Source organism: Micromonospora acroterricola, from assembly GCF_003172955.1.
Classification (GTDB): domain Bacteria; phylum Actinomycetota; class Actinomycetes; order Mycobacteriales; family Micromonosporaceae; genus Micromonospora; species Micromonospora acroterricola.
In genome coordinates this window covers 1-17,504 of record NZ_QGKR01000282.1, presented here as the reverse complement: position 1 = coordinate 17,504, position 17,504 = coordinate 1, and the positions used below count along the sequence as shown (strand labels likewise).

The window sequence follows — 17,504 nt, the reverse complement described above, 5'->3', positions numbered from 1 at the left end:
GTCCGGGCCCGGCGGGGTGCCCTGACGCGGCACCCGGGGCGGGGCGCCGGTGGTGGCGGTCGGTGGCCGGCGACCGGGACGGCGGCGCAGCACCCGGCGCGGCCGGGTGGCCTGCTTGAGCCGTTCCTCACCGGCGTGCGCGAGGATGTCCCGCTGGAAGAGCGCGGCCTGCATCTTGGCGGCGATCTGCCGCTGCTCGCGGGCGATGGCGGCGTCGCGCGCCTTCATCTCCGCGATCGAGCGCTCGATGTCCGCCAGGTGCTCGACCCACTGGGCCTGATCGGCCCCGCAGTGCGGGCAGCGGACGGCCGGCTTGATCTCCCGGCCGCACGAGGAGCACTGAAAGGTCGCCACGACACCCCTCCACCCGCACTGTGGACTCCCACTGTCGCAGCATGCCCAAACCTGGCGCGGATTTCGACTCTTGTCGGCGGGTCCGGGGCAAACAACGACACCGGCCGGCCACGGAGGGGTGCTCCGCGACCGGCCGGTGGGGTCGGATCCGTCAGGGGCGGCCCATGCCCCGGTACTCCCAGCCGGCCTGGGTCCACAGTGCCGAGTCGAGGCAGTTGCGGCCGTCGACCACCTTGCGGCCGGCGACCAGCTCGCCGAGGGCGACCGGGTCGGCGTTGCGGAAGTCGGCCCACTCGGTGAGGACGCAGACCAGGTCGGCGCCGGTGACCGCCTCGTTGATGCCGCTCTCGTACGTCAGCTCGGGGACCGCGCGCCGGGCGTTCTCGGTGCCCTGCGGGTCGTACACGTGCACGTCGGCGCCGGCCTTCTGCAGCAGTGCGGCGACGGCGAGCGCCGGGGCGTCGCGGACGTCGTCGGTGTTGGGCTTGAAGGTCGCGCCCAGCACCGCGATTCGGGTGCCGGAGAAGTCCGGGCCGGCCGGCCCGGAGCGGCGGCCGAGCAGGTCCGCGGCGAGCTGGAGCACCCGGGTCCGGCGGCGCAGGTTGATCAGGTCGACCTCGTGCAGGAAGCGCAGCGCCTCGCCGGCGCCCAGCTCCTGCGCACGGGCCTGGAAGGCCCGGATGTCCTTGGGCAGGCAGGCGCCGCCGAAGCCGAGACCGGCCTGGAGGAAGCGGTTGCCGATCCGCGGGTCGTAGCCGATCGCGCGGGCGAGCTGGGTGACGTCGCCGCCGGAGGCCTCGCAGACCTCGGCCATCGCGTTGATGAAGGAGATCTTGGTGGCCAGGAAGGCGTTCGCGGCGACCTTGACCAGCTCGGCGGTCGCGAAGTCGGTGACCACCAGGGGCACCTCGCGGTCCTCGGTGGCGGCCAGGTCGAAGACGCCCTTGTGCGCGGCGTAGAGCATGCCGTTGGCCCACTCGCTCTTCACACCGACCACGATCCGGTTGGGACGCAGCACGTCGTCGACCGCGAAGCCCTCCTGGAGGAACTCGGGGCTCCACGCGACCTCGACGCCCAGGTCGCCGGGGGTGTGCTTGCCGACCAGCTGCTCCACCCACTCGGCGGTGCCGACCGGCACGGTGGACTTGCCGACGATCAGCGACTTGCGGGTCAGGTGCTGCGCGAGGCTGGTCACCGACGCCTCGACGTACGACAGGTCGGCGCCCATCCCGCCGGCGCGCTGCGGGGTGCCGACGCAGATGAAGTGCACGTCGCCGAACTCGGCGGTCTCGGCGATGTCGGTGCTGAACCGCAGCCGGCCGGCGGCCAGGTTGCGCTTCAGCAGCTCGTCCAGGCCGGGCTCGTGGATCGGCACCTGACCGGCGTTGAGCATCGCGATCTTGTCAGCGTCGACGTCGAAGCCGAGCACCTCGTACCCCAGCTCGGCGTAGCAGATGGCGTACGTCGCACCAAGGTAACCGGTCCCCAGGAAGGTCACCCGCGGACGGGGCGCGCCAGAGGGCGGGCTCACCGCGGCGATCGCGGGGGTCGGCTGGATGGCTGGGTAGGGGATCGTCACGCCTGTCTTCTCCGCTCGCACTGGCGGCGCTTCGTCGCGTCGCATCTCTGCTGCGGCGCCTGCCGGGCACCGGAGGGTGGCTCACTGTCTGTCTTCCATCATCGCTCAGCGCGGTGGGTACGCCATCCTGCCGCTACCTACGCGCCGGTAACATCCACCTGAACTGCAGTCGCTATCCTTCAGTCTGCGCGGTCGGCGGTCAGGGGAGGCTACAGACTGCGCATGATAGCGGTGAAGGGGAGGGGCCGAGATGGCCGCAGGGGAGTCGTTCGACGTCTACCGGTTGCCGGAGGAGCACGAGGCGATTCGGGAGGCGGTCCGTGAGGTCTGCACGGCGAAGGTGGCGCCGTACGCCGCCGAGGCCGACGAGACCGGTGAGTTCCCGAAGGCGTCCTACGACGCGCTGCGGGCCGCCGACTTCCACGCACCGCACATCCCCGAGGAGTACGGCGGCGCGGGCGCGGACGCCCTGGCCACGGCGATCGTGATCGAGGAGGTGGCGCGGGCCTGCGCGTCCTCCTCGCTGATCCCGGCCGTGAACAAGCTCGGCACGATGCCGCTGCTGCTGTCCGGCTCCGAGGATCTCAAGCGGCGCTACCTCTCGCCGGTGGCGGCCGGGGAGGCGATGTTCTCGTACTGCCTCTCCGAGCCGGAGGCGGGCAGCGACGCGGCCTCGATGACCACCCGCGCCGTCCGTGACGGGGATCACTGGGTGCTCAACGGCGTGAAGCGCTGGATCACCAACGCCGGCGTCTCCGAGTTCTACACCGTCTTCGCCGTGACCGACCCGACCGCCAGGTCCCGGGGGATCTCGGCCTTCGTGGTCGAGAAGTCCGACGCCGGAGTGAGCTTCGGCGCCCCGGAGAAGAAGCTCGGCATCAAGGGCTCGCCCACCCGCGAGGTCTACCTGGACAATGTGCGGATCCCGGCGGACCGCATCATCGGCGCGGAGGGCACCGGCTTCGCGACCGCGATGCGGACCCTGGACCACACCCGGGTCACCATCGCCGCCCAGGCCGTCGGGATCGCGCAGGGCGCGCTCGACTACGCCAAGGGGTACGTGGCCGAGCGCCGGCAGTTCGGCAAGGCGGTCGCCGAGTTCCAGGGCGTCCAGTTCATGCTCGCCGACATGGGCATGAAGCTGGAGGCGGCCCGGCAGCTCACCTACGCCGCGGCCGGCAAGTCCGAGCGCGGCGACGCGGACCTGACCTACTTCGGCGCGGCGGCCAAGTGCTTCGCGTCGGACGCGGCCATGGAGATCACCACCGACGCGGTGCAGCTGCTCGGCGGCTACGGCTACACCCGGGACTACCCCGTCGAGCGGATGATGCGGGACGCCAAGATCACCCAGATCTACGAGGGCACCAACCAGGTGCAGCGGATCGTCATGGCGCGGCAGCTGCTCAGCGGCGTCGTCTGACCTCCACCTGATCGAGCCCGACCGCCCCACCGCCACCCGGCGGTGGGGCGGTCGTCGTGTGTACGTGAGTCCCCACACAGTCGCCATGTCACAGGGTTCTGCGACGTTGGGGGAAGACAGAATCACAGAGCCCGATCGCCCGCCACCACCGCCCGCTCGTCCGCCTCGCTGCCCAACGTCGGGCACGCCTCACGACGTCTGAAAACCCCGCAGAGAGACAAAGATGATGAAGCAGTTGGTGGAGAAGACCGGCGTCGGCGCCAGCGACGGACCCGTCACGGGGCGCGAGGTGCTGCCCGGCGACCTGATGACCAACCGCCAGCGGGCGCAACTCGTGCTCGTGCTCGGCGCGATGATCGCGATCGGTCCGCTGACCATCGACATGTACCTGCCGGCGCTGCCCGCCATCACGGCGGGCCTGCACACCACCGAGACCGCCGTGCAGTTGACGCTCACGGGCACCCTGCTCGGGCTCGCGCTGGGCCAGTTGCTGATCGGGCCGCTCTCCGACGTGGTCGGTCGGCGCGTACCGCTGCTGGCCGGCCTGGCCGCGCACATCGTGGCCTCCGTGCTGTGCGTCTTCGCGCCCGACATCGCCGTGCTCGGTGTGCTGCGCGTCCTGCAGGGGCTCGGGGTCGCGGCCGCCACCGTGGTCGCCACGGCCGTCGTCCGCGACCTGTTCAGCGGCGCGGCCTTCGCCCGGATCTTCTCCCGGCTGATGCTGGTCATGGGGTTGGCGCCGATCCTCGCGCCGACGCTGGGCAGCGGCCTGCTCCGCTGGACCGAGTGGCGGGGCGTCTTCGCGGCGCTGGCGGTGCTGGGCGCGCTGCTGATCGTCGTCGCCGCGCTGCGGTTGCCGGAGACCCTCCCGGTCGCGCGTCGTCGCCACGGCGGGGTGGGAGCGGCCCTGCGCGACTACCGGTGGCTGCTCAACGACCGGGCCTTCGTCGGTCTCGTGCTGGTCGCCGGGCTGGCCATGGCCGCCCTGTTCGCGTACGTCTCGGGGTCGTCCTTCGTGCTCCAGGAGCAGTACGGCCTCGACGAGCAGCAGTTCGGCCTGGCCTTCGGGGCTGGCGCGGTCGGCCTGATCGCGGCCACCCAGTTCAACGTCCGGCTGCTGCGCCGGTACACCCCGCAGCAGATCCTGATCAGCGCCCTGATCGGCGGGACGGCCGCCGGGCTGCTGCTGGTCATGTTCGCCGTGACCGGCTTCGGCGGTCTGGGCACCCTGCTCGCGTCGCTGTGGCTGGTGCTGGCCGCGGCGGGTCTCGCCCTGCCGAACGCGCCGGCGCTGGCGATGACCCGGCACAGCGAGGCCACCGGGACGGCCGCGGCGCTGCTCGGCGCCGTCCAGTTCGGCGTCGGCGCGTTGTCGGCGCCCCTGGCGGGCCTGTTCGGCACCGGAAGCGTGCCGATGGCGATCGTGATCGCGGGCGGCATGGCCGCGGCGACGCTGGTCATGCTCTTCGTCGTACCCCGCGCCGCCCTCGGCACGGTCGACCCGGACCTGGCCGTCGCCCTGCACTAGGGCGGTGCTGGCCGTGCCGCACCGCACAGGGTCGACGGCCCGTCCACGTCGCACGGTGGGCTTGGGGGCGGGCCGGTCACCCGGCCCGCCCGACGATCAGCGGATCTCGGTGGTGTCCTCGGGTCGCGGCTGGCCCCGAGGCGGCGCGGACCAGGGCGACTCGCCGCCCACCCGACGGGGCAGCGGGTCGGTCGGCGTCGGGTCGGCCGGGTAGCCCAGGGTGAGCGGAGCGGCGTCGCGCTCGGCGGGCTCGGGGGACGGCCAGTCGGTCATGGTGAAGTCGTCGTTTTGGGGGCCGCCCGCCGGCGCTGGCGCGGCGGTCGGCTCGGTCGCCGGGCGCGGCCACTGCTGCCAGCGGTGCCTGCTGAACACGGCCATCAACAGCAGCAGGCCGATCAGGAAGAGCGTGCCGTTCTCCACCGGAAGCCGCAGCGGCAGCGGATCGCCGAACACCTTCCACCCGTGCGGGATCGCGTCCCGCACCTCGAACGGCGCCACGAACATCCCGACGTACGGGGTGACCAGCAGCAGCCCGGCCACGAGCGGGCCCAGCGGCGAGACGCGCAGTGTGCCGAGCAGGCCCAGCAGGACACCGCCGACACCGAGGTACACGGCCGGCTCGATCAGGTTGGCGGTGTTGAACGTGCCGATCTCCACCCAGCGGTCGACCGTCCGGCTCGACCCGTCCTGCCCGAGTGTGACCAGCACCCAGGTGATGGGCACCACCACCAGCCCGGCGAGGAAGCTCCAGAGATGTCGCATCCGCGCACCGTACCGTTTCCGGCATGACCGAGCACCCCTCCGCCGCTCCGACCGGCAAGCCGACGTCGTACTCGCGGGTCACCCTGAGCAAGATCATGACCGCCGTGGACGTGAACCTCTACGGCACCGTGCACGGCGGAGTTCTGATGAAGTTCGTCGACGACGTGGCCGGGGCCGCCGCCGCACGGCACAGCGGCGGGACCGCCGTGACCGCCGCGATCGACGAGATCGTCTTCTCCGAGGCGGTCCGGGTCGGTGACCTGGTGCACGCGCACGCCCAGGTGAACTGGACCGGGCAGACGTCCATGGAGGTGGGCGTCCGGGTCGTCGCCGAACGGTGGGACTCCGCCGAGGACGCTCCGGTCCGGGTGGCCACCGCGTACCTGGTCTTCGTCGGGGTGGACGTGGGCGGGGCGCCCCGCACCGTCCGCCCGGTGCTCCCGGAGACGCCGGAGGACGAGCGCCGGTACCGGGAGGCCGAAATCCGTCGCGCGCACCGCCTCGCCCGCCGCCGCGCCATCCAGGCGCACCGCGCCGGCTGAGGCGTTTTCCCTGCTTCCCACATGGGTGGGTGGGGTGGAGTGTGGGATGGGCACGCGTCGGTGGCCGTACCCGGTGCGCAGAATGGCGCTTCGAGGTAGGGCAAGATGGCGCCACGGCCCATTCACAGTGTCGTGCCGGGCCAGGGGAGGGTGGAGCAGTGGGTGACGTGCTGTGGACGCCGCCGGCGGACGTACGCGAGCGGTCCCGGATCGGCGACTACCTGCGCTGGCTGCGGGAGCACCGTGGGCTGGACTTCGCCGACTACGACGCACTGTGGCAGTGGTCGGTCACCGACCTGGACACGTTCTGGCGCTCGATCTGGGACCACTTCGAGGTGGTGGCGCACACCCCGCCGACCGCCACCCTGGCCGAGCGCGGGATGCCCGGCGCGCGCTGGTTCCCCGGGGCCACGCTCAACTACGCGGAGAACGTCCTGCGGATGCCGGGGCGTGTCGACGACGACCCGGTGGTGCTCGCGCACGGGCAGACCCGGGCGCCGGTCACGCTGACCGCCGCGGAGCTGCGCGAGCAGGTCCGCCGGGTGTCGGCCGGGCTGCGCCGGCTCGGCGTCACCGCCGGCGACCGGGTGGCGGCGTACGCCCCGAACATCCCCGAGACGTACGTCCTGCTGCTCGCCACCGCCAGCCTGGGTGCGATCTTCTCGTCCTGCGCGCCCGAGTTCGGCACCCGCAGCGTCACCGACCGCTGGCAGCAGATCGAGCCGACCGTGCTGGTCGCCGTGGACGGCTACCGGTACGGCGACAAGCCGGTGGACCGCCGCGCCGAGGTCGCCGCCATCCGGGCCGCCCTGCCGTCGGTGCGGCACACCGTCAGCATCGACTACCTGGACCCGGAAGGCGCCCTACCTGAGGGAGCCCTGGGCTGGGCCGATCTGGCCGCGCCCACCGACGAGCCGCTGACCTTCACGCCGGTGCCGTTCGACCACCCGCTGTACGTGCTCTACTCCTCGGGAACCACCGGGCTGCCCAAGCCGATCGTGCACGGCCACGGGGGCATCCTGCTGGAGCACCTGAAGATGCTCGCCCTGCACCACGACCTGGGTCCGGCCGACCGGTTCTTCTGGTTCACCACCACCGGCTGGATGATGTGGAACTTCCTGGTCTCCGGCCCGGCGGTGGGCGCGGCCATCGTGCTCTTCGACGGCAACCCGGCCCACCCCGATCTGGGCGGGCTGTGGCGGCTGGCGGCCGAAACCGGCACCACGTACCTCGGCACCTCGGCGCCGTTCCTGCTGGCCTGCCGCAAGGCAGGGCTGGTCCCGCGGGAGATCGCCGACCTGTCCGCGCTGCGCGGCGTCGGCTCCACCGGCGCGCCGCTGCCCGCCGAGGGCTTCCACTGGGTGTACGAGACCGTCGGCGACCAGCTCCAGCTCCAGTCGCTCTCGGGCGGCACCGACGTGTGCACCGGCTTCGTCGGCGGCGTGCCGCTGCTGCCCGTGTACGCCGGCGAGATCGCCTGCCGCGCCCTGGGCGCGAAGGTGGAGGCCCGCTCGGCCGATGGCACGCCGGTGATCGGCGAGCTGGGTGAGCTGGTGATCACCGAGCCGATGCCCAGCATGCCGGTGGGCTTCTGGAACGACCCGGCGGGCACCCGCTACCGGGAGGCGTACTTCGACGTCTACCCGGGTGTCTGGCGGCACGGCGACTGGATCACCATCAACGACCGGGGCGGCTGCGTGATCACCGGCCGCTCCGACGCCACCCTCAACCGTGGCGGTGTCCGGCTGGGCACCGCCGAGTTCTACTCGGTCGTCGAGGGGCTGGACGAGGTGGTCGACTCGGTCGTCGTCCACCTGGAGGACGACGAGGGCGGCGCGGGCGAGCTGCTGCTCTTCGTGGTGCTCGCCGAGGGCCTGCACCTGGACGACCCGATGCGCGCGAAGATCTGCCGCGAGCTGCGGACGGCGCTGTCCCCCCGGCACGTGCCCGACGAGATCCACCAGGTGCGCGCGGTGCCCCGCACCCTCTCGGCGAAGAAGCTGGAGGTCCCGGTCAAGAAGATCCTTACCGGCACCCCGGTCGACTCGGCGGCGGCGAAGGGTGCCCTGGCCAATCCCGAGTCCCTGACCGCCTTCGCCGCGTTCGCCCAGCGCCGCGCCACCGACAACACGCCCGCCTGAATGCCCCTGCGTGACGGCTCACTCGTCCACGCACCGAGGCGCGGTGGACGGGTCACGGGAGGGTGTGAGTGACCTTCTCCGTGGCAAGGCGGGCCGGGATCGTGGCGGGGTCCAGGTTGGCGCAGAGGACCACGGTGGCGGCCCGGGTCAGGGGGGCCAGCAGCCAGTCGACCGGGTCGGGGTAGCGGGCGGCGTCGATCAGGATCCGGGCACCGGGCTCGATGCCCAGCTCCGCGGCGCGGGCCTCGGCGCGGGCCAGCAGCGGACCGTCCGTGGGGCCCGGCCCGGGCTGCGGGGCGAAGTGGTCGCCATGGCGGCGCACCTCGACCACGTAGTCGGCGAACCTGGGTGGCACCTGCTGCAGCGGGGCCGCGAGCGGGGACAGTCCGAAGGCGTACCGCTCGCCGGCGGACCAGGACTGCGCCTCGTCGAGGCGGTCGGCGGCGGCGAAGAGCACGTCCACGTCGCCCGGCGTGTCGACCACGCTCAGCTTGGCGGACCAGCAGCCCAGCAGCGCCGCCGCGGTCTGCCAGTGCGGCGGCAGCAGCACGCCCACCGGGTCGCCCAGGGCGAGGGCGACCTCGTCGACGAGGAGGTTGGCCGTTTTCGCCACCCAGTTCGCCAGGGTGGCGCCGGAAAGCTCGGTGCGGTCGCCGCTGGCGTCGTCGTACCAGGTCAGCAACGGTCGGGTCGGGTCGGTCGCGATCGCGTCGGCGAACACCCGGGCAATGTTGTCGGCCATCGGCGCGAACGATACGCCTCCGTGGGCCGTACTCGAAGACGATGACAAGTCGGCGTACCGTCGGGTCGCAGTCAGCGTCGCCCCCGTGCTCCGGCGTAGGCTTGGCCCCCGGAGTGTTGTTCCCCACAGACCCGCCAGTACAAGGAGTCGCCCCGTGACCGCCGGTCGCCCGCCCCGCGTGCTCATCGACGCCACGAGTGTCCCCGCCGACCGTGGTGGTGTCGGTCGATACGTCGACGGTCTGCTCGGTGCCCTCGGCAAGGTGTGCGGGTCGGGGGTGGAGCTGGCGGTGGTCAGCCTCCGCACCGACCTGGAGCGGTACACCCGCATGCTGCCGGGCGCGGAGATCATCCCGGCCCCGGCCGCCGTGGCACACCGCCCGGCCCGGCTCGCCTGGGAGCAGACCGGCCTGCCACTGCTCGCCCAGCAGGTGGGCGCGCACGTGCTGCACTCGCCCTTCTACACCTGCCCGCTGCGGGCCGGGTGCCCGGTTACGGTCACTGTGCACGACGCGACGTTCTTCACCGAGCCGGAGCACTACGACAAGTCCCGCCGCACCTTCTTCCGCAGCGCCATCAAGACCTCGCTGCGCCGCGCCGACCGGGTGATCGTGCCCAGCAAGGCCACCCGGGACGAGCTGATCCGGCTGCTCGACGCCGACCCGACCCGGATCGACGTGGCGTACCACGGCGTCGACCACGCCGCGTTCCACGCGCCCAGCGAGGAGGAGAAGGCCCGGGTACGCGCCCGGCTGGGGCTGGGCAACAGCAGCTACGTCGCCTTCCTCGGCGCCAAGGAGCCGCGCAAGAACGTGCCGAACCTGATCCGTGGTTGGGCCCAGGCGGTGGCCGACCGGGTCGACCCACCGGCCCTGGTGATCGCCGGCGGGCAGGGGCACGACGACGACATCGACCGCGCGGTGGCCGAGGTCCCGTCGCACCTGCGGCTGCTGCGTCCCGGCTACCTGCGCTACGGCGACCTGCCCGGCTTCCTCGGCGGCGCGCTGGTCGCCGCCTACCCCTCCTACGGCGAGGGGTTCGGGCTGCCGATCCTGGAGGCCATGGCCTGCGCCGCCCCGGTGCTGACCACGCCCCGGCTCTCGCTGCCCGAGGTGGGCGGCGACGCGGTCGCGTACACCTCGGAGGACCCGGAGCAGATCGGCACGGACCTGGCCGCCCTGCTGGACGACGAGCAGCGCCGGTTGTCGCTGGCCAAGGCCGGTTTCGACCGGGCCAAGGAGTTCACCTGGGAGTCCAGCGCCGAGGTGCACATCGCCGCCTGGAGCCGCGCCCGCTCGTGACCGTCCGGGCGCCCGGCGGCGACCCGCCCACCGAGCCGGGGTCCGTCGGGCATGATGTGCGGATGCTCTATGCGGTCATCCCGGCAGGTGGCAGCGGCACGAGGTTGTGGCCGTTGTCCCGCGCCGGTCACCCCAAGTTCCTCCACCCGCTGACCGGCTCCAACGCCTCACTGCTCCAGGCGACAGTGGCGCGGCTCGCGCCGCTGGCCACACCGGAGCGCACCCTGGTGGTGACCGGCGCGGCGCACGTCGCGGCGGTGGCCCGGCAGCTGACCGGGGTCCCCGAGGAGAACATCCTGGTCGAGCCCTCGCCCCGGGACTCCTGCGCCGCGATCGCGCTGGCCGCCGCCGTGATCGCACTGCGTGATCCCGAGGCGGTGATGGGCAGCTTCGCCGCCGACCACCTGATCGGCGACCCGGAGACGTGGGTACGGACGGTCCGGGAGGCGATCCGCGGCGCGGAGCAGGGCATGCTGATGACGGTCGGGATCACCCCGACCCGGCCGGAGACCGGCTACGGCTACCTGGAGACCGGCGACCCGACCGACGGCTCCCCGTGGCGTCCGGTGGCGGAGTTCAAGGAGAAGCCGGGCGCCGAGGTGGCCGAGGCGTACGTCCGCTCCGGCCGGCACCTCTGGAACGCGAGCATGTTCGTCTGGCGGGTGGACGTGTTCCTCGCCGAACTGCTGCGCCAGCAGCCGGCCCTGCACGCCGGGGTCACCGCGATCGCCGCCGCCTGGGGCACCCCCGAGCAGGACGACGTGCTCGGCACGGTATGGCCGACCCTGCCGAAGATCTCCGTGGACTACGCGGTGATGGAGGGCGCGGCCACGGCTGGCCGGGTGGCCACGGTGCCCGGCGACTTCGGCTGGAACGACGTCGGCGACTTCCACACCCTGGGCGAGGTGCTGCCGGCCGACGCCGCGGGCAACGTGGTGCTCGGCACCGACGCCAAGCCGGGAGTGCTGCTGCGCGACTGCGCCGACCTGGTGGTGGTGCCGCAGTCCGGTCGGTTGGTGGCCGCCATCGGGGTGCGTGACCTGATCGTGGTGGACACCCCGGACGCGGTGCTGGTCTGCCCGCGCGACCGGGCCCAGGACGTCAAGGCCCTGGTCGACGAGCTCAAGGAGCGGGGCGAAGAGGGCTACGTCTGAGGGCCGCGAGGGCCGGCGCGACCAGTTGCACGGTCCCGCCGGCCAGCGGCTCGGGGAGCTGGTCCGGCGGGAACCAGCCCAGTGCCTCGGCCTCGTCGCTGACCTGCTCCACCGCGCCGGGCGGGGCGAGCACGGCGAAGCGCACGTCGTGGTGCAGGGAGCCGCCCTGGCAGGCGACGGAGTGGATGTCCACGTCGATCGGCACCGGGTCGATGCGCAGGCCGGCGATCCCGGACTCCTCGGTGGCCTCCCGCAGCGCGGCGCCGGCCAGCGTCTGGTCGCCGGGCTCGCAGTGCCCGCCGAGCTGCACCCAGCGGCCGAATTTGCCGTGCAGGCAGAGCAGCACCCGCGAGCCGGTCGAGTCCAGCACCAGTGCGCTGGCGGTCACGTGCCCGGGGAGGTGCGGCCGGCTCATCGCGACCGGGCCGCTGGCGAGCAGATCGAGGGTCCGGTCCCGCGCGGCGGCGGCGGTGGGGCTGGTGGGTTGCCAGCCGGCGAGCAGCGCGGTGGCGTCGGCGTGCAGCGCCGCGTACGCCTCGGGGTCGGTCGGGTGGGCGGCGGGTCCGGTGAGCGCGGTGTCGGGCACCCCACCACTCTACGAGCGCGCGCTCCGTACGCTGCTGCGGTGACCCTGCGACTCCTCGAATTTCTGGTGGCCGGCAACGAGGCCAGCGATCTGCTGCCGGTGCGGTCGGCGGCGTTGCTGCGCGCGTACGGCGCCCGACGGGGCTTCTGGACCGTGCTGGACGAGGGGCCGGTGGAGCGCTGCCTGGCCCTGCTGCTGGAGCTCGACGACGGCGAGTGGACCGCCCGGCACGTCGTGGCGGACGCCGGTGTGGAGAACGGCCGGACCGAGGATGGCGAGGCGCTCGCCCACCACGACGGCTGGGTGTACGTCTTCGGCTCCCACTTCGGCTCCAAGGCTGGGCCGCTGCGCCCCCGACGCGCCTTCGTGGCCCGGTTCCGGGAGGACGACGCGGCGACCGGGCCGCTGCGGGTGCACGTGGTGCGCAACCGGTTCCGGCTGCACCGGGCGGTGAACGACGCGCTGGTCGCGGCACCGCTGACGCCGTTGCCGCCGGGGGAGCGGGTGCGGGCCCGGTTCATCGTGGAGACCCTGGCCCGGGGGACCGCCCGGGAGAAGAGCTGGGTGAGCCGGCTTGCCCCCGACGACCTGCCGCTGAACGTCGAGGCGGCGGCCTTCACCCCGGCGGGCACGGTGCTGCTGGGGCTGCGGTTCCCGGTCACCGAGGCCGGCGAGCCGATCCTGGTCGAGGTGACCGGTGTGCCGGGCATGTTCGCGGCGGAGCCGGCCTGGCCGTCGGCGCTGGGGGTGTACGCGGTGACCGGGGTGACCCCGTCGGGCGAGCTGACCGGGTTCCGGGCGATCAGCCCGACCTCCGACGGTGGTTACGCCGCCGTGATCGGCTCGATCGACGCGCTGGGCAAGGGCTCGGTGCTGCTCGACGACCATCCGGGTGGCGGCGAGGTGACCTCGCGGCACGTCCGGTTCCGGCTGTCGAACGGCGATGTCGCCGCCCCGGGGCGACACCGGCTCGCCGGGGAACTGGTGGCCGACCTCGCGCCGTTCCACCACGTCGAGGGGTTGGCCGAGCTGGATGGGCGGCCCTTCTACGTCACCGACGAGGACCACCGGGTGGCGCTCTGGGTCGGCTGAGCCGGGCGTCGAGCTGCGTCGACGACAGGGTGAGACGCGGGTGACCGGACGGCACCCCTGCGGAGCAAGGGCCGCAGACCCTCGTGGTGCCGCCCGATCACCGGTCCTCCCCCGGCCCCGGCGCCTCGGCATCGGTGCGTACGCGACGCGCCGGTGCCGTGCTCGGGCACTGGAAGCATGCCGAACCGGGTCCGGGAGCGTCGAGGTTTTTCAGCTCAGGCTTAAAGATGGAGATAAGTGCCGGGCAGGTAGAGTCGAACAGTCGTCCGGCATCCCCCTGCCCGGCGGCTCAGGAGCGCTGCATGCTGAAGATCCACTTTTCTGGCGAGGACATCCTCCGGACCCGGGTGGCGCCGGCGGCGGACCCGGTCTGGGAGTTGGTCCTCAGCCTGCACCTGTTGCAGGGCCGTGGCCGTGATCCGCTGATGGACAACTGGCGGCGCACGGTGTCCCGCGGGCTGCGCCAGGACGCCGCCTCCGACCAGCTCCGGCTGCTCTTCGCGTTGAGTCCGCCGCGCGGCTACTTCCCCGACTTCCTCACCCCGTACGCCAGCCTCGACGGCTTCGAGGCCGGGCTGGACGCGGTCCGCAGCACCCCCACCGAGCGGCTGCACCGGGACCTGAGCGTGCTGGCGTCCGAGAACAACCTGCCGTCCTCGGCCAGCGCGCTGGCCCGGGGCGAGGTGGAGGTGCTCAGTCACCTCGCCGAGTCGATGGAGCAGTACCGGTCGCTGGCGATCAGCCCGTACTGGAGCCGGATCCAGTCCGCGGTGGCCGCGGACCGGACCCGTCGGGCCCGGGCTCTGCTCGACGGTGGCATGGAGGGGCTGCTGACCAGCCTCCGCCCGGCCATGCGCTGGGAGGGCGGGGTGCTCGAGGTCCGCGACTACCCGCACAGCCGGGAGCTGCACCTGGACGGCCGGGGGCTGCTGCTGGTGCCGTCGTACTTCTGTGCGGCCACCCCGGTCGCCCTGCTGGATCCGGCGCTGCCGCCGGTGCTGGTCTACCGCGTGGACCGGCTGGGCGCGCTGGCGTCGGCCGACGGCGCCGGCCCGGCCGTGCCGGGCGCCGGCCCCGACTCGCTCGCCGCCCTGCTCGGCCGGACCAGGGCGGCCGTGTTGCAGGCCAGCGACGAAGGCTGCACCACCGGCGAGGTGGCCCGCCGGCTCAACATCTCACCGGCGGCGGCCAGTCAGCACGCCACCGTGTTGCGCAACGCCGGCCTGCTGGTCAGCCAGCGGGACCGCAACACCGTGCTGCACACGTTGACCCCGCTCGGCCGGGCCATGCTGGACGCCTGACCCGGCCGGCCGCCCGTCAGAGGGCGAGCGTGGCGCTGGCGGGACTGCCGTCGGGCGGTGGGAGCAGGACCGACCCGATGCCCTCGGCGGCCAGGGCGACGCGCAGCCGGTGCAGGTCGGCGCCGAAGCGGACCAGGTCCATCGGGTCGACCGGCGCCGGCGGCGAGCCGAGCACCAGGGCGGTGGCGCCGTCCGGCCAGCCGGGCACCTTGGCGATCAGCCCGGCGCGTACCTCCGCCTCGTCGACCAGCGTGAAGACCGTGCCGGGGGCGACCACATCGGCCACCGCGTCGATGGCCCTCCGGGCGACGGCCGGGTCGGCCGGCGTCGAGCTGGGCGCGTCGGTCAGGGTGGCGGCGTCGGCCAGCCCGGCTGCCCGGGCCTCCGCGGTCCCGAGCGAGAAGAGGTCCTGCGCGGCGTCGCGGACCAGTGCCCGCGCGCCGCCGGAGTCGTCCGGGCGGGCGGCGGAGAGGTAGCCGCGCACCACCGCGACGGGCACCTGGTCGCACTTGCCCTTGATCAGCTCGCCCGCGCCCGCCAGCTCGTCCACCACGGCCATCTCGGTCAGTTGCAGCTCGTTGCCGTACGGATCGATCTCGCCCCGGTGGTCGCGGATGGCCGGCATCCCGGCCACGCCGAGCGCCACGTCGGTGAGCCCGTTGCGCCAGGGCCGACCCATCGTGTCGCTGATGATCACCGCGACGTCCAGGTCGTAGCGCTCCCGCAGCGCGGCCCGCAGCGCCCGGGCCGAGGCGTCCGGGTCCACCGGCAGCAGCACCAGCCGGGTCTTGTCCACGTTCGAGGCGTCGATGCCGGCGGAGGCCATCACGAAACCGTGGTGGGTCTGCACGATCCGCGTCGCACCCCGGCTGGCCACCACCCGCGCCGTCTCGGACGCCAGCACCTCGTCGCGCGCCGTCAGCCGCTCCGGCCCGTCCGCCGGGACGTCGACCAGCCGCCCCTCAGCCTTGGAGACGATCTTGCTGGTGACCACCAGCACGTCGCCGTCGCGCAGCCAGGGCGCGGCGGTGGCGATCAGCGCCGCCAGGTCGTCACCCTCGGTCACGTGGCCGATGCCCAGCACCGGCAGGATCTCCAGCCTCACGTCAACTCCACCGCGGCGCGGACCATCGCCGCCGTCGCCGCCTCGTCGGTCATCCGCAACGGAACCGCGCGGACCGTCACCTCCGGCACCAGCGTGTCCGCGTCCTCCTCGGCCACCAGCCAGCCGTCCAGCAACCCGCCGGCCGCCCGGCCGCCGTAGAGCCGGCCCACACCGGCCGCGCTGCACTCGACACCGAGCACGGCGAGGCAGCGGTCGGCCATCCCGCGGACCGGCGCGCCACCGATGATCGGCGAGACGCCCACGACCGGCGCCGGAGCATCGGCCACCGCCTCGCGCAACCCCGGCACGGCCAGCACCGGCGCGACGCTCACCACCGGGTTGCTCGGCGCGATCAGCACCAGGTCGGCCGTGCCGATCGCGTCCAGCACCCCGGGCGCCGGCTTCGCCGTCTCCGCGCCGACGAAGACGAAGCTGTGCGTCGGGATGTCGGCCCGGTACCGCACCCACCACTCCTGGAAGTGGATCGCCCGCTGACCCTGGTCCCCATCGACGACAGCGTGGGTCTCCAGCCGGTCATCGGTCGCCGGCAGCAGGCGTACGCCGGGCTCCCAGCGCGTCGCCAGCGCCTCGGTGACCGAGTGCAGCGGGTAGCCGGCATTGAGCATGGTGCTGCGCACCAGGTGGGTGGCGATGTCCTTGTCGCCCAGGCCGAACCACGTCGGCTCCGCCCCGTACGCGGCCAGCTCCGCCTTGACCGTCCAACTCTCCCCGACCCGGCCCCAGCCCCGTTCCGGGTCGGCGCCGCCGCCCAGGGTGTACATGACGCTGTCCAGGTCGGGACAGATCTTCAACCCGTGCAGCCACAGGTCGTCGCCGACGTTGACGACGGCGGTCACCTCGGCGCCGACCTCTCGGGCGTACGCCCGGACGCCGAGCAGGAACCGGGCGCCGCCGATGCCGCCGGCCAGAACCACGATGCGCATGTCGACCATCCTCGCGCACGTGACGCCTCCGGTCCGCCGGTGGCCCGGGAGACTAGGCTCACGTGCGCCCTGTCCGTCCACGCCCCGAGGGGGAGCTCGTGACCAGCCCCGCCGAGCCAGCGTCCACCGACGCGACGCAGGCCCGTCAGCTGACCAAGCCACTACGCGAACTGGTTGCGCTCGCGCTGCTCGCCGGCAACGCCGTGTTCCTCTTCGTGGGCCTGCTCCGGCTGATCAGCCCGAACGACTACAGCTCCTTCACCGATCGTGCGGGCAGCGCCTTCTTCGCGTTCATCGGGGTGGAGGCGGTCGCCCTGCCGGTGGTGGCGGTGCTGCTCGCCACCCACGTCTCGCCGGTGCTGCCGAAGGCGAAGCTGATCACGCAGGTGGCCCTCGGCGAGTACGCCGTCAGCGCGCTGCTCGGCACGCTGACCATGCTGATCTGGACGGTGGGCCGGCTGGCCGAGGCCGAGGTGCTCGACGCCCTGCTCGGCGTGCTCACCCGGTTCGCCTGGCTGATGATCTTCGCGGCTGCCGCCTGGGTGGTCTACACCATCTGGCGCACCCTCTACTACGTACCCCGGCCGAAGCCGCAGCCGGGCGTCTACGGTCAGCCACAGCCCGGCTGGCCGCAGCAGCAGGGCGGCTGGCCGGCGCCGGGTCAGCCCGGCGGCCAGCCGGCGGGTGGATGGCCCGCTCCTGGTCAGTCGGCCCCCGGTCAGCCCGGCGGCTACCCGCCGGCGCAGTTCCCCGGCCAGTACGGCCAGCCCTCGCCGCCGTTCCAGCCCGCGCCGCAGTCCGCACCGCCGTTCCCGCAGTCGGCGCCGCCGTTCCCCCAGTCCGCGCCGCCGTTCCCGGCCGCGCCGCAGTCCGCGCCGCCGGTCAACCCTGCCTCGCCGTCCGCGCCGCCCGCGCCGCCGGGCTGACCGGGGGCCGACTGACCAGGAGCGGGCC

16 protein-coding genes are annotated in these 17,504 nt (G+C 73.3%); 9 read left to right on the top strand and 7 right to left on the bottom strand.

Translation table 11 applies throughout. The features are described 5' to 3' along the window. Both DKT68_RS24805 and DKT68_RS24800 read right to left on the bottom strand, forming a co-directional pair. The coding region (locus DKT68_RS24805) for a hypothetical protein (RefSeq protein ID WP_146218431.1) at positions 1-354 on the bottom strand (354 nt) is incomplete at its 3' end. Between the two features lie 151 nt (positions 355-505). Beyond that, positions 506-1,933, bottom strand: coding sequence for a UDP-glucose dehydrogenase family protein (locus tag DKT68_RS24800; protein ID WP_109819793.1), 1,428 nt, complete (start codon positions 1,931-1,933; stop codon positions 506-508). A gap of 250 nt (positions 1,934-2,183) precedes the next feature. On the opposite strand from DKT68_RS24800, the gene DKT68_RS24795 reads away from it, so the two are divergent. After that, positions 2,184-3,353 (top strand): acyl-CoA dehydrogenase family protein, encoded by a 1,170-nt coding sequence (locus DKT68_RS24795; protein ID WP_109819792.1) that lies wholly within the window; start codon positions 2,184-2,186, stop codon positions 3,351-3,353. A gap of 307 nt (positions 3,354-3,660) precedes the next feature. Beyond that, the gene (locus tag DKT68_RS24790; RefSeq protein WP_109819795.1) at positions 3,661-4,881 is read left to right on the top strand and encodes a multidrug effflux MFS transporter; all 1,221 of its coding nucleotides are present in this window, start codon (positions 3,661-3,663) and stop codon (positions 4,879-4,881) included. A 96-nt stretch (positions 4,882-4,977) separates the two neighbouring features. Here the strand turns inward: DKT68_RS24790 and DKT68_RS24785 are convergent, their stop codons facing one another. Beyond that, on the bottom strand, positions 4,978-5,643 hold the full coding sequence (locus tag DKT68_RS24785) for a hypothetical protein (protein WP_109819791.1): 666 nt from the start codon (positions 5,641-5,643) through the stop codon (positions 4,978-4,980). A gap of 23 nt (positions 5,644-5,666) precedes the next feature. On the opposite strand from DKT68_RS24785, the gene DKT68_RS24780 reads away from it, so the two are divergent. After that, positions 5,667-6,185, top strand: coding sequence for an acyl-CoA thioesterase (locus tag DKT68_RS24780; RefSeq protein ID WP_109819790.1), 519 nt, complete (start codon positions 5,667-5,669; stop codon positions 6,183-6,185). 158 nt (positions 6,186-6,343) lie between these two features. Then, a complete protein-coding gene (locus tag DKT68_RS24775; protein ID WP_109819789.1) occupies positions 6,344-8,326 on the top strand; it encodes an acetoacetate--CoA ligase in 1,983 nt (660 codons plus the stop codon). 52 nt (positions 8,327-8,378) lie between these two features. Here DKT68_RS24775 and DKT68_RS24770 read toward each other — a convergent pair whose 3' ends face one another. Further along, positions 8,379-9,068 (bottom strand): TIGR03089 family protein, encoded by a 690-nt coding sequence (locus tag DKT68_RS24770; protein ID WP_109819788.1) that lies wholly within the window; start codon positions 9,066-9,068, stop codon positions 8,379-8,381. Positions 9,069-9,222: 154 nt separating this feature from the next. Here DKT68_RS24770 and DKT68_RS24765 point away from each other — a divergent pair, with 154 nt between their 5' ends. Next, a complete protein-coding gene (locus tag DKT68_RS24765; RefSeq protein WP_109819787.1) occupies positions 9,223-10,368 on the top strand; it encodes a glycosyltransferase family 4 protein in 1,146 nt (381 codons plus the stop codon). 62 nt (positions 10,369-10,430) lie between these two features. Next, the gene (locus tag DKT68_RS24760; protein WP_109819794.1) at positions 10,431-11,522 is read left to right on the top strand and encodes a mannose-1-phosphate guanylyltransferase; all 1,092 of its coding nucleotides are present in this window, start codon (positions 10,431-10,433) and stop codon (positions 11,520-11,522) included. On the opposite strand, the gene DKT68_RS24755 is transcribed toward DKT68_RS24760, so the two are convergent. Continuing rightward, the gene (locus tag DKT68_RS24755; RefSeq protein WP_109819786.1) at positions 11,491-12,108 is read right to left on the bottom strand and encodes an NUDIX hydrolase; all 618 of its coding nucleotides are present in this window, start codon (positions 12,106-12,108) and stop codon (positions 11,491-11,493) included. The genes DKT68_RS24760 and DKT68_RS24755 overlap by 32 nt on opposite strands. A 39-nt stretch (positions 12,109-12,147) precedes the next feature. Between DKT68_RS24755 and DKT68_RS24750 the strand changes: the two genes are divergently transcribed. Both DKT68_RS24750 and DKT68_RS24745 read left to right on the top strand, forming a co-directional pair. Further along, positions 12,148-13,200, top strand: a complete 1,053-nt coding sequence (locus DKT68_RS24750; protein WP_109819785.1) for a hypothetical protein — start codon at positions 12,148-12,150, stop codon at positions 13,198-13,200. A 302-nt stretch (positions 13,201-13,502) separates the two neighbouring features. Next, complete coding sequence (locus tag DKT68_RS24745) at positions 13,503-14,501, top strand: winged helix-turn-helix domain-containing protein (protein ID WP_109819784.1); 999 nt, start codon at positions 13,503-13,505, stop codon at positions 14,499-14,501. 16 nt (positions 14,502-14,517) lie between these two features. Here the strand turns inward: DKT68_RS24745 and DKT68_RS24740 are convergent, their stop codons facing one another. Together DKT68_RS24740 and cofD are read right to left on the bottom strand one after the other, a co-directional pair. After that, positions 14,518-15,606, bottom strand: coding sequence for a coenzyme F420-0:L-glutamate ligase (locus DKT68_RS24740; protein WP_109819783.1), 1,089 nt, complete (start codon positions 15,604-15,606; stop codon positions 14,518-14,520). Further along, complete coding sequence (cofD, locus tag DKT68_RS24735) at positions 15,603-16,550, bottom strand: 2-phospho-L-lactate transferase (protein ID WP_109819782.1); 948 nt, start codon at positions 16,548-16,550, stop codon at positions 15,603-15,605. Before cofD ends, DKT68_RS24740 begins: the two co-directional genes overlap by 4 nt. 98 nt (positions 16,551-16,648) lie before the next feature. On the opposite strand from cofD, the gene DKT68_RS24730 reads away from it, so the two are divergent. After that, positions 16,649-17,476 (top strand): hypothetical protein, encoded by an 828-nt coding sequence (locus tag DKT68_RS24730; protein WP_201749174.1) that lies wholly within the window; start codon positions 16,649-16,651, stop codon positions 17,474-17,476. Positions 17,477-17,504: the final 28 nt, after the last annotated feature.

Excerpts from the sequence above, each read along its gene's own strand:
- DKT68_RS24790 (WP_109819795.1), top strand. The coding sequence starts at position 3,661 with ATGACCAACCGCCAGCGGGCGCAACTCGTGCTCGTGCTCGGCGCGATG.
- DKT68_RS24795 (WP_109819792.1), top strand. The coding sequence starts at position 2,184 with ATGGCCGCAGGGGAGTCGTTCGACGTCTACCGGTTGCCGGAGGAGCAC.
- cofD (WP_109819782.1), bottom strand. The coding sequence starts at position 16,550 with ATGCGCATCGTGGTTCTGGCCGGCGGCATCGGCGGCGCCCGGTTCCTG.
- DKT68_RS24770 (WP_109819788.1), bottom strand. The coding sequence starts at position 9,068 with ATGGCCGACAACATTGCCCGGGTGTTCGCCGACGCGATCGCGACCGAC.
- DKT68_RS24745 (WP_109819784.1), top strand. The coding sequence starts at position 13,503 with ATGCTGAAGATCCACTTTTCTGGCGAGGACATCCTCCGGACCCGGGTG.
- DKT68_RS24760 (WP_109819794.1), top strand. The coding sequence starts at position 10,431 with ATGCTCTATGCGGTCATCCCGGCAGGTGGCAGCGGCACGAGGTTGTGG.
- DKT68_RS24780 (WP_109819790.1), top strand. The coding sequence starts at position 5,667 with ATGACCGAGCACCCCTCCGCCGCTCCGACCGGCAAGCCGACGTCGTAC.
- DKT68_RS24785 (WP_109819791.1), bottom strand. The coding sequence starts at position 5,643 with ATGCGACATCTCTGGAGCTTCCTCGCCGGGCTGGTGGTGGTGCCCATC.